This is a genomic window from Flavobacterium aurantiibacter, from assembly GCF_002251775.1.
Lineage (GTDB): Bacteria > Bacteroidota > Bacteroidia > Flavobacteriales > Flavobacteriaceae > Flavobacterium > Flavobacterium aurantiibacter.
In genome coordinates this window covers 1-13,863 of the sequence record NZ_NOXX01000201.1, presented here as the reverse complement: position 1 = coordinate 13,863, position 13,863 = coordinate 1, and the positions used below count along the sequence as shown (strand labels likewise).

Here is a 13,863-nt window from a genome sequence, read left to right as displayed (position 1 = left end):
ACTAATTAGATTGTATTTTTTTGTGTGTAAGCAAGTGATTGATAGCTGTTCGAAGAAAGTTTGGGATAAAGGTTTCGTTGGTGCGATACACCTTTTCGTCGTCAAGCAAATCTTCTAACATATTTCTAAATTTTCTTCTGCCTTTCATGGCTTTAATGCGCTCGCGTTTTTTCTCGTCGCGCAAATTAGCTATGAAGCTTATTGGGTCGGCTTCGGGGTGAAATTGCGTTCCAATAGCGTATTCTGAGAATCGAACAGCCATAATTGCGCGTTCGTACTGCACGTGATCACGGATTTTTTCCAACGATAAGATTTGCGCGCCGTGTTTTTTGAAAACGCTCAGCTTAGGTTGAACCACCTGATAATCGCGCGAATCGACTGCATAGTATGGATCGTCTAGACCTTCAAAAATCGGGTCGTCAAATCCTTCTTTAGTTTTGTGCACGGTCATTACACCGAATGACGTATCATTTCGTTTCGTTATTTCCGCAAGTCCAAAGTGTTTACAAGCCATTTGGAAGGAATGACAAATAAAAAGAATATGCTTTTTTATTGGTTTTTCCTTATTCCACAGCATTAACTCATCGATAAATTTGAAATACTGTGCATCCCAAACGCCATCACCTTCCAAGGGATTTCCCGGTCCGCCAGTCGAAATATAAATATCGTATTCGGCTAAAGCGGGAAACTCAGCTTTTCCTCTTACATTAAAAACCTTGAAGCTAACTAACTGATTGAATCTGTTTATGATATCTATGATGCAGCGCATGCCTTGATTGGGCTCGCCGTCGTACATATCGAGTATAGCAATTTTAATTTCTTGATTCATTTGTGTTGTGTCAGATTGCAAATATAAGGCAGGAAATTGTTAAAGTCCCTTCGTAAATTCGGCAGTTATGAAATCTACTACTTTCGTTAAATCTTGCGTTTGATTAAAAACAGCCAATTGCTTGTCGGCTCCTGTACCTTCAGCCATCATGCGGTGCACGTACTCGATTTGTTTTCTGCTGCCAAGCTCATCTACAACATCTTCCACAAAATCAAGCAGTTCTAAAATCAAAGCTTTTGTTTCAACTTCTTGTTTCAAACCAAAATCGATCATGCAGTTTTCGATTCCATAACGCGCAGCACGGAATTTATTCTCTTTGATTAGCGCCAATCGATAAATGTTGAAACTGGTGTTTTGTACAGTTAATTTATACAACTTAGCGACTATCGCCTGAATAATGGCTACTAAACACATAGTCTCATCGACTGTTAGCGACATATCGCAGATTCGGAATTCGATGGTGTTGTAAAACGGATGTAAACGTAAATCCCACCAAATTTTCTTTGGATTATCGATACAGTTTGTCTTTACTAGCGTGTCGAGATAATTGTCGTAAGCGGAAACTGAATCGAAATATTCGGGTAAACCTGTTCTCGGAAACTTATCGAAAACCTTGGTTCTAAACGATTTATATCCGGTTTGTCGGCCTTCCCAAAACGGCGAATTCGTTGAAAGTGCAAAAATGTGTGGTAAGAAATAGCAGGCTTGATTCATCAATTGCATACCGATTTCGCGATTTTCGATTCCCACATGACAATGCATTCCAAAAATGAGGTTGGAACGCGCTGCGTCTTGCAATTCATTGACAATGTTGTGATAGCGCGGATCGTCGGTGATGGGTTGATCTTGCCAACGCGAAAACGGATGTGTTCCCGCACCGCCGACAACCAAATTTTGTTTATCGGCTAATTCGACAATTTTGGAACGCAGAAACTTAATTTCCGATTCGGCTTCGGCCACGTTATTGCAAATGTTGGTACCAACTTCCACAACGCTTTGATGCATCTCGGCTTTTACCTGCTCGTTAAGAATAATCTTGGCGCCGTCGACAATCTTCGACAAGTGTGAACGTAAATCCCGCGTTTGCGGATCAATTATCTGGTATTCCTCCTCTACTCCTAAAGTAAAAGTGGGTAGTTTGGTTTTCATGTGTTTTTGGATCTGACGTTAAACATCATTTAGAGCGGAAGTGCGGAAGATTGCTTGATAAAGTCGCCCCAACGCAAATTCATTTGACCCGATTTGTGTTTTTTAGCAAATCCAATGGCCATTTTGGCGGCTTCTTCAACAACCCAATCAAAATTCTCTCTTCCTACCGAAGTTAATTCGGCATCCGGTGCTGGGTTACCAAAGTCGATTGCATACGGAATTCCATCGCGTACAGCAAACTCTACCGTATTGAAATCGTATCCCAAGCCGTTGCACAAACGCAAAGTGTAATCTTTAATCGTAGCCAACAATTTCTTGTCGGTTACCGGATTATCAACCACATAGCGCAAATGATGCGGGTTTCTTGGCTCGTAAGGCATGATACGTACCGCTTTTCTGCCTAAGCAATACACGCGGAAATACGAATCGAACACAATTTCTTCTTGTAAAAGCATTACTAATTGGCCTGTTTCCCGGTGCTTTTGCCAGAATTCATCGCGATTTTCAAGACGATATACATTCTTCCATCCGCCGCCAGCATACGGTTTCATATACGCTGGAAAGCCTACGTAATCGAACATGCCTTCCCAATCGAGTGGATATGCGAGGTTTCGGAACGACTTAGCCGTAGTGTCGGTTGGATGTTCTGCCGAAGGTAAAATAACGGTTTTAGGAAGCGGAACTCCCAATGTATCAGCCAAACAGTTGTTGAAAAACTTATCGTCGGCACTCCACCAAAACGGATTGTTAATAACGTTCGTTCCTGTTAATGCCGCGTTTTTGAGGAATGCGCGATAAAAAGGAACGTCTTGCGAAATACGATCGATGATCACCGCGTATTCGTGCGGACGATTTTGAATCACTTTATCGATGCTTACCGCCTCGGCGATGATGCCTTTTTCATTTTTTTCGTTTACACGTTCGATAAAAGCGGCTGGAAAAGTGTCTTCCATGCCAAATAGAATACCAATCTTTTTCATATTTAGTGCTTTGTTAGTTTAGAAGAATTTAATTCGTGATAAGTAGTGTGGAAACATTTCGCGCCAAACGGGCCAATCGTGTTCGCGATCTTGGCGGATATCCAACCAATGATCAACTGATTTACCAGCAAGTACGCGACTTAATTTGAGGTTTGCATCGAAACAGATGTCCCAATTACTGGTTCCTAAAATGATGTCCATATTCCAAAGTTCGTGATCGTTTAAACCGTGTAGGTAATCTTCCGGACTGTTGTAGAACACATCGTCGTTATGGAAACCGTTCATAAAGCTTTTGATGCTGAATGCGCCGCTCATCGAAAACATGTGGCTGACGTATCCTGGATGGCGAAAAGCGAAATTGGCGGCATGATAACCCCCGAAGCTACAGCCGGCAACAGCGACTTTATGTGAATACGTATTATGACGCACGCGTTCTACGATTTCGTGGCAAATCATTTTGTCGTACCAAACATGATTTTGAATGCGGTGTGCGGGATGAATGTTTTTGTTGTAAAAGCTGTCTTTATCGATACTATCTGGACAAAAAATTTGGATTAATCCTTGTTCGAGATACCATTGTGCCGATCCGATTAATCCTTGATCGCGGTTTTCGTGGAAGCTTCCCATCGAAGTTGGAAACAAAATAACTGGATAACCCGCGTGGCCAAATACCAGCATTTCGATTTCGCGACTTAAATTGGGAGAATACCACTTAAAATATTCTTCTTTCATAGTTTGTGATTCGTTCTAGACAAGTTTAATCAATTCAATCGAAAAAAAGCGCACAACTACTTATTATTATCAGATTATCTATAAAAAGCCTAGCAAATTCGAAATATATTAAGGAAGTCAATAAAAAATATGCAACTGCCAAAAGATATGCAGTTGCGTCGCCTTTCCATTGCCTGAAAATGCTGCGTTTGGCAACGATTTTTTAGTCTAAAACGCGGTTTGCAAGTCGAAAAGCTGCACTTGATTCTTTAAACGTTCAATTAACATTCCCATCATTCTTTTGTTTAGTGCAGAAGAATTTTTGATGTAGGATTCAAATTCTGCTTCGGTAAAAAGAGCAATCACCATTCCTTTTAACGCATTTCTGAATTTGATATCACGTTGAATGCTGTGTTCGATAAATTGTAGTTTTTTTTCCACCGAAAGTTGCGCAAATTCAACCTTACTTTTAGCGATATAGTTTTTGAAAACTGCTATAAACAAATTGTTTTGTAGTTTGAGAATTGGTCGTAAGGTGGCGTTCTGAAAAATCTCATCGGCCGACGAATTAGGCTGAATACTTCCGAGCGTCGGACCGCGGAAATCGGTTAGAAATTGATCCCTGGCTTCCATCTTTTTCTTTTAAAATTACGAAAGAAGCCGTTGCACATTTCACTGCTGTTCAGATGTTTTAAACATCTTATTAACCAAATTAACGAACAATGAGCTTTACCAAAGATGCTCCTTTGACGGGTTGAACCGATTTGGTGTTTTTAGGAATGGAAACTGATTTCTCCTTCGATTCAACTTCTAGCAATACTAATTTATTATCGACGAGAACTGGAACACGAAGTACAAAATCGGCAGGAACGTTTAGCCAGCGGTATTTAAGTTTTGATTTTTCGATTTTAACTTCCAATTTAGGAATTTCTGTCGTTCGAAGATAAATATCGAACACTGGTTTAAGATTTGAAGCAGTTTCTCGAGTCCAGAAGTCTTCAATTTCAGCAGAAGTTACGATTTGCTTTTGGTACGTGAGGCACATTTTTTTGAGTGCTTCCTTAAACTTTGCATCATCGTTCATGTGATTTCGAATCGTTTGAATGATGTTCGCTCCTTTAAAATACATATCACCCGAACCTTCTTCATTAATGCCGTAACGACCAATAATTGGAATATCGTTTCCTATGAGATCTTTAATTCCGTCTAAATATTGATATGCTGCATCTTTTCCTTCGGCACACTCCAAATAAACAATTTCGCTGTAAGTTGTAAAACCTTCGTGCACCCACATATCGGCAATGTCTTTTGTGGTGATGCTGTTTCCAAACCACTCGTGTCCAGCTTCATGCACCAAAATAAAATCAAACAACATACCGGCACCTGATCGCGACAAATCGTTACCCGCATATCCTTTTGAATAGCGATTTCCGTAAGCAACAGCACTCTGATGTTCCATACCTAAATAAGGAGCTTCCACCAATTTGAATCCGTCTTTACTAAACGGGTATTCGCCAAAAGCCGCATTAAAACAATCGAGCATTTTAATAGTTTCGTTTTTAAATTGCGAGAATTTCGAAGCGTTCTCTTCCAACATCCAAAAATCTAAATCCAAACCTTTGTGTACTTCCTCAAAGCGCTGAAATTTCCCCAAATAAAACGTGATATTATAGGCATTTATCGGTTCAGTTACACGCCAATGCCAAACGGTATGCCCGTTTTTAAGCTGACTATTGGAAATCAACCGGCCATTTGATACCAAAGGTAGATTTTCGGAAGTCGACATTTGGAAATCGACACCAAAATCAGGTTCGTCGGACTGAGAATCTTTGCACGGAAACCAAGCGCTAGCGCCCAAACCTTGCACAGCAACGCCGACAAAAGGGGCTCCGGACTTACTTTTTCTAAAAACCAAACCACCGTCCCAAGGCGCATTTCTGGCAACAATCGGATTTCCGTGATAATACACCTCAATTTCGCGCTCTTCAATTGCAGACGAAACGGGAATCGTAACAAAAACGGCGCCTTCGATACGTTTATAAGTACATTTTTGTTTATTGAGAATGATGGAATCTAGAACAAGATTTTCAGCTAAATCAATTTGAATTTCAGGAGTTTGCGCTTGTACTTTGGCTCGAATAGCATTGAAACCCGAAACCGATTTGCTAGGTACGTCTAAATGTATGTTCAAATCATAGTGCAAAACATCATAATTTAAACGTTCGGGTCGCAAACCACCTTTCAATGAATCTTTTTTCGTTTGCGAAAAGCCCGATAATGCGCTGAGGAGTACAGCAAAAACTACTAATCTCATCTGTTCAATTTAATCAATTCTAGAGCCTTTTCCATTTCCACATCGCGTTTAGCAATAAGATCTTCTTCGGTAATTTTAGTTTCGTAATCCGGAAAAATACCGCGACCTTCCTCGGCTGTTTTGTAGGTAGGAACAATCTTCATCAAACCTAAACGCAAATTAATTTCTGAATTTTTCAAACGAACAAGTGGCATTCGTCCAGCAACAGTGCCGTTGTAAGCACCACCAGTTTCTTGACCGATGAAAACCGCTCGTTTACTGCCTTTTAAATTAGATGATATAATGCAGGAAGCAGAAAAACTACCGCCGTTTATCAATACATAAACCGTTCCATCAAAAGCCGTGGCTCTCGGTTTTCTTTTCTTGTGTTCCGGACCTCGATAGTAATACTTGCCGTCGGAACCTTTTCGTACTTTGAAGAAGTTATACGTATAGTAGAACGGTGCACCGATTAAAGCAAGCGTTTTCTGAAGCAGATTTCCTCCTTTAAAATAATCGGCTTTGAAAAGCGAAGTTTTTCCAGCAACTTCCGTTCGGTCGCAAAAAACGTATGGTTCTTTTGAAAGATACGAATACAGATAGCCAATTTCTGAAAGTCGGCCGCCGGGATTGTCTCGCAAATCGATGATCAGATTCTTTATTTTTTTCTGTTTTAAAGCAATAAAAGCGTCTTTGTAAAAATCCTCATACTTCCCGATCGAGAAGCCTCGAATTTTCATCACGGCCGTAGTCGAATCGGTTGTTACGATTGAAAAAGAACGGTTGTAGGTTTCCGTGACCGGATTGTACCCGTAATACCTATTTTTTCGGTGTTTTTCTTTGAGTTCTTTCTTACGCTCCTTTTTCGAAATTTTAGTTTCAGTTGTTTTCTCTTCTTTTGCTGCTTTAGCTTCGCGAATGAGAACTTTTTGGAATACGCTGTCGCGGAAACTTAAAGTATAAGTAACGCTGTCTTGTAAACCGTGTTCCACAGTGTAGTACGTGGAAAATAGATTCCCAAACCGCTCATCGATAAATGTTCTGTTGTAACCATCGGAAGTGTACAAACGCGAATATTTCGCATATAAATCAGCAACACTTTCCTTATTGATAGCCAAAACGCGCGTTCCGATTGCTATTGTCGAGTCTTTAGAGGCGTTTTTTGTGATGAATAATTTCCCGTCCAGCCATTGAAATTCCAATTGAGAAAACGGCCCTTTACCTTTTGAATTGAGAATCTTGGTTTCAACTTTTGAAAGTCTTTTTCTAGGAGGCACCACCGACAAATGTCCTTGACGAATTGAATTTACTACGGGCGCCAGTTGCGTGTAAAACTCGTACGGTTTCATAGGTTTAGAAAGCGTATTGGTAAAACTGTCTATTTTGAATTTAAAATCGCTTTCGCTGATGTACCAATCTAAATCAGCTTGATACTTTTTCAAATTTCTATAGGCTTTTTTAACGTCAGCTTTCAGTTCGTTTGGCTGAATATCAGTACTTATTTTGGCGTTGTATTGTTGCGTACTTCCACAACTAGCTAGCAGTACTGCCGCAGCAAATAAAATTCGCTTCATAAACTCTCTTAGGTTTGAATAACACCCAGATTAAACTTTTTCTCGATCGGTGCGTTGTTTGCTGCTTCGATTCCCATCGAAATCCAAGTTCGTGTGTCGAGCGGATCTATAATTGCATCGGTCCACAAACGTGCAGCAGCGTAGTATGGCGAAACTTGCTTGTCGTACTTCGATTTTATCTTTTCAAACAAAGCTTGTTCTTTTTCGGCATCAACAATTTCACCTTTCGCTTTAAGCGCAGCCGCTTCAATTTGCATCAGCACTTTCGCAGCTTGTGTTCCGCCCATTACCGCTAATTCGGCACTTGGCCACGCAAAGATTAAGCGCGGATCATACGCTTTTCCGCACATAGCATAATTTCCAGCGCCGTAACTATTTCCAACGATAACCGTAAATTTAGGAACCACTGAGTTCGAAACGGCATTTACCATTTTTGCTCCGTCTTTGATGATGCCGCCGTGTTCCGATTTGCTTCCCACCATAAAACCCGTCACATCTTGAACAAAAACCAATGGAATTTTCTTCTGATTGCAATTTGCAATAAATCGTGTTGCTTTATCTGCCGAGTCGGAATAAATGACGCCTCCAAACTGCATTTCGCCTTTTTTAGATTTAACGACTTTGCGTTGGTTGGCAACAATTCCAACAGCCCAACCGTCGATACGAGCGTAAGCTGTGATGATCGATTGTCCGTAACCTTCTTTATAAAAATCCAATTCCGAATTGTCGACCAATCGTTCTAATATACTCACCATATCGTACTGATCGGATCTGGATTTGGGAAGAATTCCGTAAATCTCTTTTGGATCGGCTTTTGGTGGAGCGCTTTTCTCGCGATTAAATCCGGCTTTTTCGAAATCGCCGATTTTGGAAACGATTCGTTTGATTCGATTTAAGGCATCGTGATCGTCTTTCGCCTTGAAATCCGTTACGCCCGAAATTTCACAGTGTGTTGTCGCGCCACCAAGCGTTTCATTATCGATATTTTCGCCAATAGCAGCTTTTACCAGGTAACTTCCCGCGAGAAAAATACTTCCTGTTTTATCAACAATTAGAGCTTCGTCCGACATAATCGGTAGATATGCACCTCCCGCGACGCAACTTCCCATAACAGCGGCAATTTGCGTAATTCCCATGCTACTCATAATCGCGTTATTTCTGAAAATGCGTCCGAAATGTTCTTTATCAGGGAAAATTTCATCTTGTAGAGGCAAGTAAACACCAGCAGAATCGACTAAATATATAATTGGAAGTCGATTTTCCATTGCAATTTCTTGTGCGCGTAGGTTCTTTTTGCCGGTAATCGGAAACCATGCACCCGCTTTTACGGTGGCGTCGTTCGCAACAACTATGCACAGTTTTCCGGATACATAGCCGATTTTAATAACCACACCTCCGCTCGGACAACCTCCGTGTTCTTCGTACATTTCATCGCCAACAAAAGCACCAATTTCAATGCTGTTTGTTTTATCATCTAACAGATAATCAATGCGTTCGCGAGCAGTTAATTTTCCTTCGCCGTGTAATTTTTCAATGCGTTTCTGGCCGCCGCCGAGCTTAACTTTTGCGTACTTTTGTTTGAGTTCGGAAAGTAAAAGTCTGTTGTAATCTTCGTTTTTATTGAAGGTTAAATCCATACGTTAACTGCTAGTTTAGTGTTCGCTAATTTATGTAATTCGGGAATGTTTCTGGAAGATTTTTGAATTAGACGTTCAACTAATCTAAAGTTAATAGATTAGTTAACGTTAACTTAACATGACAGCGATACTTTTGCAGCCGTAAAACATGCCTTATCATGACCGTAAACAATTTCTTTCAATTTTTAGTTCCTAAGGACAAGAAGTTTTTCCCGCTTTTTGAGCAAGCAACCGCAAACCTGATTCTAATGGCTTCAGCCTTGCATGAAGTGGTTAACCTCCCTCCTTCTGAACGCGTTACTGTTTATCAAAAAATTGAGGAGTTCGAACAAGTAGCAGAAGACATTACACGACAAGTAAACCTTGAGTTAAGTCGCAATTTTATCACTCCGTTTGATCGTGAAGATATTTATGCTCTGATTACTGCCATAGACAACATCACTGGAAATTTATACGGCGCGGCGAGCAGAATGCGTTTGTATCACGTAGATAAAATCACAAAATCGATTCGTAAATTAACCGAAATCAATTTAGAAGCTTGCCAAAGCATCGATTATGCGGTTCAAGAATTGCGCGATTTAAAGAAAATCAAACGCATTACTGATGCTTGTTTGAAAATTCAAAAACTAGAAAATAAGTCGGATGCCGTTTACGATAAAGCTGTGGCCGATTTATTTGAGAATGAAAACGACGCGAAGAACATCATTAAATACAAAGAAGTTCTTTCGGTTTTGGAATCGGCTGCTGATAAGTGTAAGAGTGTCGCCAGCGTTCTAGAAGGTATTGCCGTTAAACATTCGTAATTAAAGCGCAATGACATTACTCATTATCATTATCGCATTAGCGCTTGTTTTTGATTACATCAATGGTTTTCACGATGCGGCAAATTCGATTGCAACTGTTGTAGCAACTAAAGTACTTTCACCTTTTCAAGCCGTGCTTTGGGCTGCGTTCTTCAACTTTTTAGCCTACTGGGTTTTTGGCTTTGGCGTTGCAGATACGGTTGCTAAAACTGCACACACGATGGAAATCGACTTAGTGGTTATCCTTGCGGGTGTAATTGCTGCGATTATTTGGAACTTGTTTACGTGGTGGCAAGGAATTCCCTCCAGTTCATCGCATACCTTAATTGGTGGTTTCGCGGGATCGGCGATTGCTCATGCAGGATTCGATGTCGTAAACTGGTATGTTCCCGCTAAAGATGGCGGACTACCTTCAGGCGTAGCAATCGTAATCGCTTTCATCGTTCTAGCGCCTTTTGTAGGTGCTTTAGCTTCATACTTAATCAGCGTTTGGTTGCTTCACGCCTCTCGAAAATCAATTTGGCCCAAACTGTTTACAGCCGGTATTATAATTCTAACCGTTTGGTTCATTTCCACACAATTACATTATTACGAAAAGATAAAAGAACCGCGATTTGAATCGGAGTTTTGGAGTGTTGTTTTCGAATCTCACAACATCAAATGGTTTCTCATTGGATTTATAATTCTTACTCTTGCCATTTTTGCCTTGGTTTTTAGTTCGTTGAGCAATTCAAGAGCTGAAGTAATTTTGAAGCGTACGCAACTTATATCTTCCGCGGCATTTAGTTTAGGCCATGGTGGAAACGACTCTCAAAAAGTAATGGGTATCATTGCAGCTGCGGTTGCCGTGTACATAAATACAAGTGGCAGTGCACAAGCGGCTATGCCGGAATGGCTAGATGTAGTGTTACCAAAAGACGATACACCCGGAAAAATGCCAGAATGGATTCCGCTTGCTTGTTACAGTGCGATTGCGCTTGGTACACTTAGCGGCGGTTGGAAAATCGTAAAAACCATGGGGTCGAAAATCACGAAAGTAACCGCCTTTGAAGGAGTTGCTGCTGAATCGGCCGGTGCATTAACGCTTTACTTTACGGAACATTTAAAGATTCCTGTTTCAACAACACATACGATAACCGGATCGATTATTGGTGTAGGTTTAACGAAACGTATTTCGGCAGTACGCTGGGGTGTCACCGTGAGTTTAGTCTGGGCGTGGGTCTTAACCATTCCGATTTCGGCGATTTTAGCTGCTTTGATCTACTGGATCTTAAAAATATTTATCTAAAACATATTTAGTCATATCAACATTGAAAAATTCGCTCCTTGTGGGCGAATTTTTTGTTTTTAGTACGTTTAAAAAAAGTATTGGCGAGACTCGGAATTTTATCAGATTTCAACGATTTTTGTTACTGTCTGGTTACATTCGCTTATGCAAACAACTCAGGAACTCGCGGCAAATTATTTTCATGCCTGGTTGCGGCAAGATGCAGCAGCTGCATATTCTTTTTTGCACAACGATTTCAAATACTGGGAAATCATTGCAGGTGAAATGAATCGTTCGGATTTTTTCAGATTCCTAAATACGTGGTTTAACAAGCCTACAGAAATGTTTTTTACGTATGATTTTCTAGATGCGGGAATCGATTATGCCGTGGTGCGCTATTACTCGTATTTCAATTATCCAGGCAACGGTTTTCGCATAAAATTAGAGGTAATTTCTGAGCTATTCTTCCACAAAGACAAAATCATAAGTCAAAACGATTCGATTGATCTTTACCAATTCTCACGTCAAGCCTACGGAATATTTGGATTCATTTTCGGTCACAGTTTGTTCATGCACAAAATGTTAGCACGACAAATGCGTTATCCCGTGTGGTTGGGCAATCCAAAAATGGATGCTGAAAATCCGCTATCTAAAAAGCTGTTTTTTCGAAGTTCCGAAGTACGTCGGATAACTCCCACGAAAAAGTAGATCGGAAGTTTAGAAAACCCGATTTTACCTCCAAAGGCGAATCGAAATTATTGTCATACAACGCTCCTGTTCCTAAACCTTGTGGGATGATATTTTTATGATTAGCAGTAAATTGCGCTATCGCATTTAAACCAATACTACTCTCTAAAGCCGAAGTAATCCACCAACCTATTTGTCTGTTTTCACAAGCTAAAATCCATTGCTGGGTGGCTTCCCAACCACCTAAAAAGCTGGGTTTAAAAATGGCGTACTGCGGCGCAATAAAGTCGAGAACTTCGTTGGTGTTTTGCAAACCAATCAACTCTTCATCAAGTGCAATCGGGAGAATATTTTTGCTACACAGTTTTCGCATTTCCTCCCACTGCCCTGCTTTTATGGGTTGCTCGATGCTGTGGATATCAAACTTAGCGAGTTCGTTTAATTTAAATGTCGCTTCTTCCTTACTGAAAGCGCCGTTGGCATCTACGCGGATTTCGAGCGTGTCTTTCGAGAACGCAGCGCGAATTTCCTTGAGGATAGCTAGTTCACTGTCGAAATCCAAGGCTCCCACTTTTAATTTCAAACAACTAAAGCCGGCGTTTAGTTTTGCTGCCACTTCAGCTTTCATCTGGTCGGCACTACCCATCCAAATCAAACCATTTATCGGAATTCCAGCCGTTCCTCTTGAGAAATCGTTGTTGAAAAGCAAAAAAGGATTCTCGGCTCTGAGTGATTTTTCGGCGATTTCAAATCCGAATTTTATCGACGGCCAATCATTCAAATCCAAATCCGAAATAGCTGTTCCTGAGTTCACTAAATCACAAAATTCGTTGAGTTTCGAAACATAATTTGGTCGATCGTCGTAACTCAATCCACGTAGCAGTCCGCACTCGCCTATTCCCGATTTCTCGCCATCAGAAATCACAATAAAATGCGATTCTTTCTGCAGCAAAACACCACGCGATGTACCTGCGGGTTTTATAAAATTCAAAAAATACGGATAAGCTCGAGCAGTAACGGCCATAACAAGTATATACGCACAAAAATACGTATTGCTTACCGAAGTTAAAGCGGTAATTTCACTTCACTTCGATTATTCACGGTGGAATTGATTACATAACTTGACTTCGAGATAAAAATCGAAGTTAGAAATCATTTACAATAGTTGGTTTATACCAAGTGGATCTTTAAAGTAGGCTAAAGAAAAATGCGTTAAGGTGTTCAAGTACGGTTTCAGATTCGTTTTATTTGGGCAGCATTTCCGGCTTTCGGCTGTATCTTTTAATTCCGCTTCGCTCCATTAAAAGGATGCCGCCTCTATCCGGGCTGCGAAAATCGTTACCTACAACTGCACCACCGATTTTGACGAGATCGCCACTTCACGTATCTTTTTTGGGAAGCTAGTCCCGATAGCTATCGGGATCGCGACGTTCACCAATTTACGTTTCATTTTACCTCATTAACCCGCTAATCGTGAGAGCCTGAGCTTGTCGAAAGATGGTANGCCTCTATCCGGGCTGCGAAAATCGTTACCTACAACTGCACCACCGATTTTGACGAGATCGCCACTTCACGTATCTTTTTTGGGAAGCTAGTCCCGATAGCTATCGGGATCGCGACGTTCACCAATTTACGTTTCATTTTACCTCATTAACCCGCTAATCGTGAGAGCCTGAGCTTGTCGAAAGATGGTACGATTTTTTGGTGGCTTGACACGTTCTGTGTTTTCCTCAACGGTACCCTATTGCGCAATATTCTATGAGGTTCAGTGTTTTTTGTGCGCTTAAAAAGCTGGTAAGTGAGCGGCTCGAAGGCAAACATGGTGTACATTGTGATAAACTTCGTGAAACATTGTGCTCCTCAAATCTTTTCATCTCGTAATTTCGATATCTCAAAATTGTATCAAAAATGCGGTTTTTCCGTAAAATTTATT

The 13,863-nt window shown here is 40.7% G+C and carries 12 protein-coding genes; 3 read left to right on the top strand and 9 right to left on the bottom strand.

Going from position 1 to position 13,863, the window contains the following annotated elements; all coding sequences use genetic code 11:
- Nucleotide 1 precedes the first annotated feature (1 nt).
- The 8 genes from CHX27_RS09515 to CHX27_RS09480 all read right to left on the bottom strand — a co-directional run bounded on the left by CHX27_RS09515 (nucleotide 2) and on the right by CHX27_RS09480 (nucleotide 9,173).
- Nucleotides 2-829 carry a type 1 glutamine amidotransferase gene (locus CHX27_RS09515; RefSeq protein WP_094486543.1) on the bottom strand — a complete coding sequence of 276 codons (828 nt, stop codon included), beginning with the start codon at nucleotides 827-829 and terminating at the stop codon, nucleotides 2-4.
- 39 nt (nucleotides 830-868) lie between these two features.
- Nucleotides 869-1,978, bottom strand: coding sequence for a carboxylate-amine ligase (locus CHX27_RS09510; RefSeq protein WP_094486542.1), 1,110 nt, complete (start codon nucleotides 1,976-1,978; stop codon nucleotides 869-871).
- 29 nt (nucleotides 1,979-2,007) lie between these two features.
- Nucleotides 2,008-2,958, bottom strand: a complete 951-nt coding sequence (locus CHX27_RS09505; protein ID WP_094486541.1) for an ATP-grasp domain-containing protein — start codon at nucleotides 2,956-2,958, stop codon at nucleotides 2,008-2,010.
- A gap of 18 nt (nucleotides 2,959-2,976) precedes the next feature.
- Nucleotides 2,977-3,690, bottom strand: a complete 714-nt coding sequence (locus CHX27_RS09500; RefSeq protein ID WP_094486540.1) for an esterase family protein — start codon at nucleotides 3,688-3,690, stop codon at nucleotides 2,977-2,979.
- 207 nt (nucleotides 3,691-3,897) lie between these two features.
- Nucleotides 3,898-4,302 (bottom strand): glyoxalase, encoded by a 405-nt coding sequence (locus CHX27_RS09495; protein WP_094486539.1) that lies wholly within the window; start codon nucleotides 4,300-4,302, stop codon nucleotides 3,898-3,900.
- Nucleotides 4,303-4,381: 79 nt separating this feature from the next.
- Nucleotides 4,382-5,983 (bottom strand): M1 family metallopeptidase, encoded by a 1,602-nt coding sequence (locus CHX27_RS09490; protein WP_094486538.1) that lies wholly within the window; start codon nucleotides 5,981-5,983, stop codon nucleotides 4,382-4,384.
- The gene (locus tag CHX27_RS09485) at nucleotides 5,980-7,536 is read right to left on the bottom strand and encodes a S41 family peptidase (RefSeq protein WP_094486537.1); all 1,557 of its coding nucleotides are present in this window, start codon (nucleotides 7,534-7,536) and stop codon (nucleotides 5,980-5,982) included. The genes CHX27_RS09490 and CHX27_RS09485 overlap by 4 nt, the downstream gene beginning before the upstream one ends.
- An 8-nt stretch (nucleotides 7,537-7,544) precedes the next feature.
- On the bottom strand, nucleotides 7,545-9,173 hold the full coding sequence (locus CHX27_RS09480) for an acyl-CoA carboxylase subunit beta (protein WP_094486536.1): 1,629 nt from the start codon (nucleotides 9,171-9,173) through the stop codon (nucleotides 7,545-7,547).
- Between the two features lie 158 nt (nucleotides 9,174-9,331).
- Here CHX27_RS09480 and CHX27_RS09475 point away from each other — a divergent pair, with 158 nt between their 5' ends.
- The 3 genes from CHX27_RS09475 to CHX27_RS09465 all read left to right on the top strand — a co-directional run bounded on the left by CHX27_RS09475 (nucleotide 9,332) and on the right by CHX27_RS09465 (nucleotide 11,951).
- A complete protein-coding gene (locus tag CHX27_RS09475) occupies nucleotides 9,332-9,976 on the top strand; it encodes a DUF47 domain-containing protein (protein WP_094486535.1) in 645 nt (214 codons plus the stop codon).
- A gap of 10 nt (nucleotides 9,977-9,986) precedes the next feature.
- Nucleotides 9,987-11,264, top strand: a complete 1,278-nt coding sequence (locus CHX27_RS09470) for an inorganic phosphate transporter (RefSeq protein ID WP_094486534.1) — start codon at nucleotides 9,987-9,989, stop codon at nucleotides 11,262-11,264.
- A 144-nt stretch (nucleotides 11,265-11,408) separates the two neighbouring features.
- Nucleotides 11,409-11,951, top strand: coding sequence for a nuclear transport factor 2 family protein (locus tag CHX27_RS09465; RefSeq protein WP_094486533.1), 543 nt, complete (start codon nucleotides 11,409-11,411; stop codon nucleotides 11,949-11,951).
- On the opposite strand, the gene CHX27_RS09460 is transcribed toward CHX27_RS09465, so the two are convergent.
- Complete coding sequence (locus CHX27_RS09460; RefSeq protein WP_094486532.1) at nucleotides 11,893-12,954, bottom strand: o-succinylbenzoate synthase; 1,062 nt, start codon at nucleotides 12,952-12,954, stop codon at nucleotides 11,893-11,895. The genes CHX27_RS09465 and CHX27_RS09460 overlap by 59 nt on opposite strands.
- Nucleotides 12,955-13,863 lie beyond the last annotated feature (909 nt).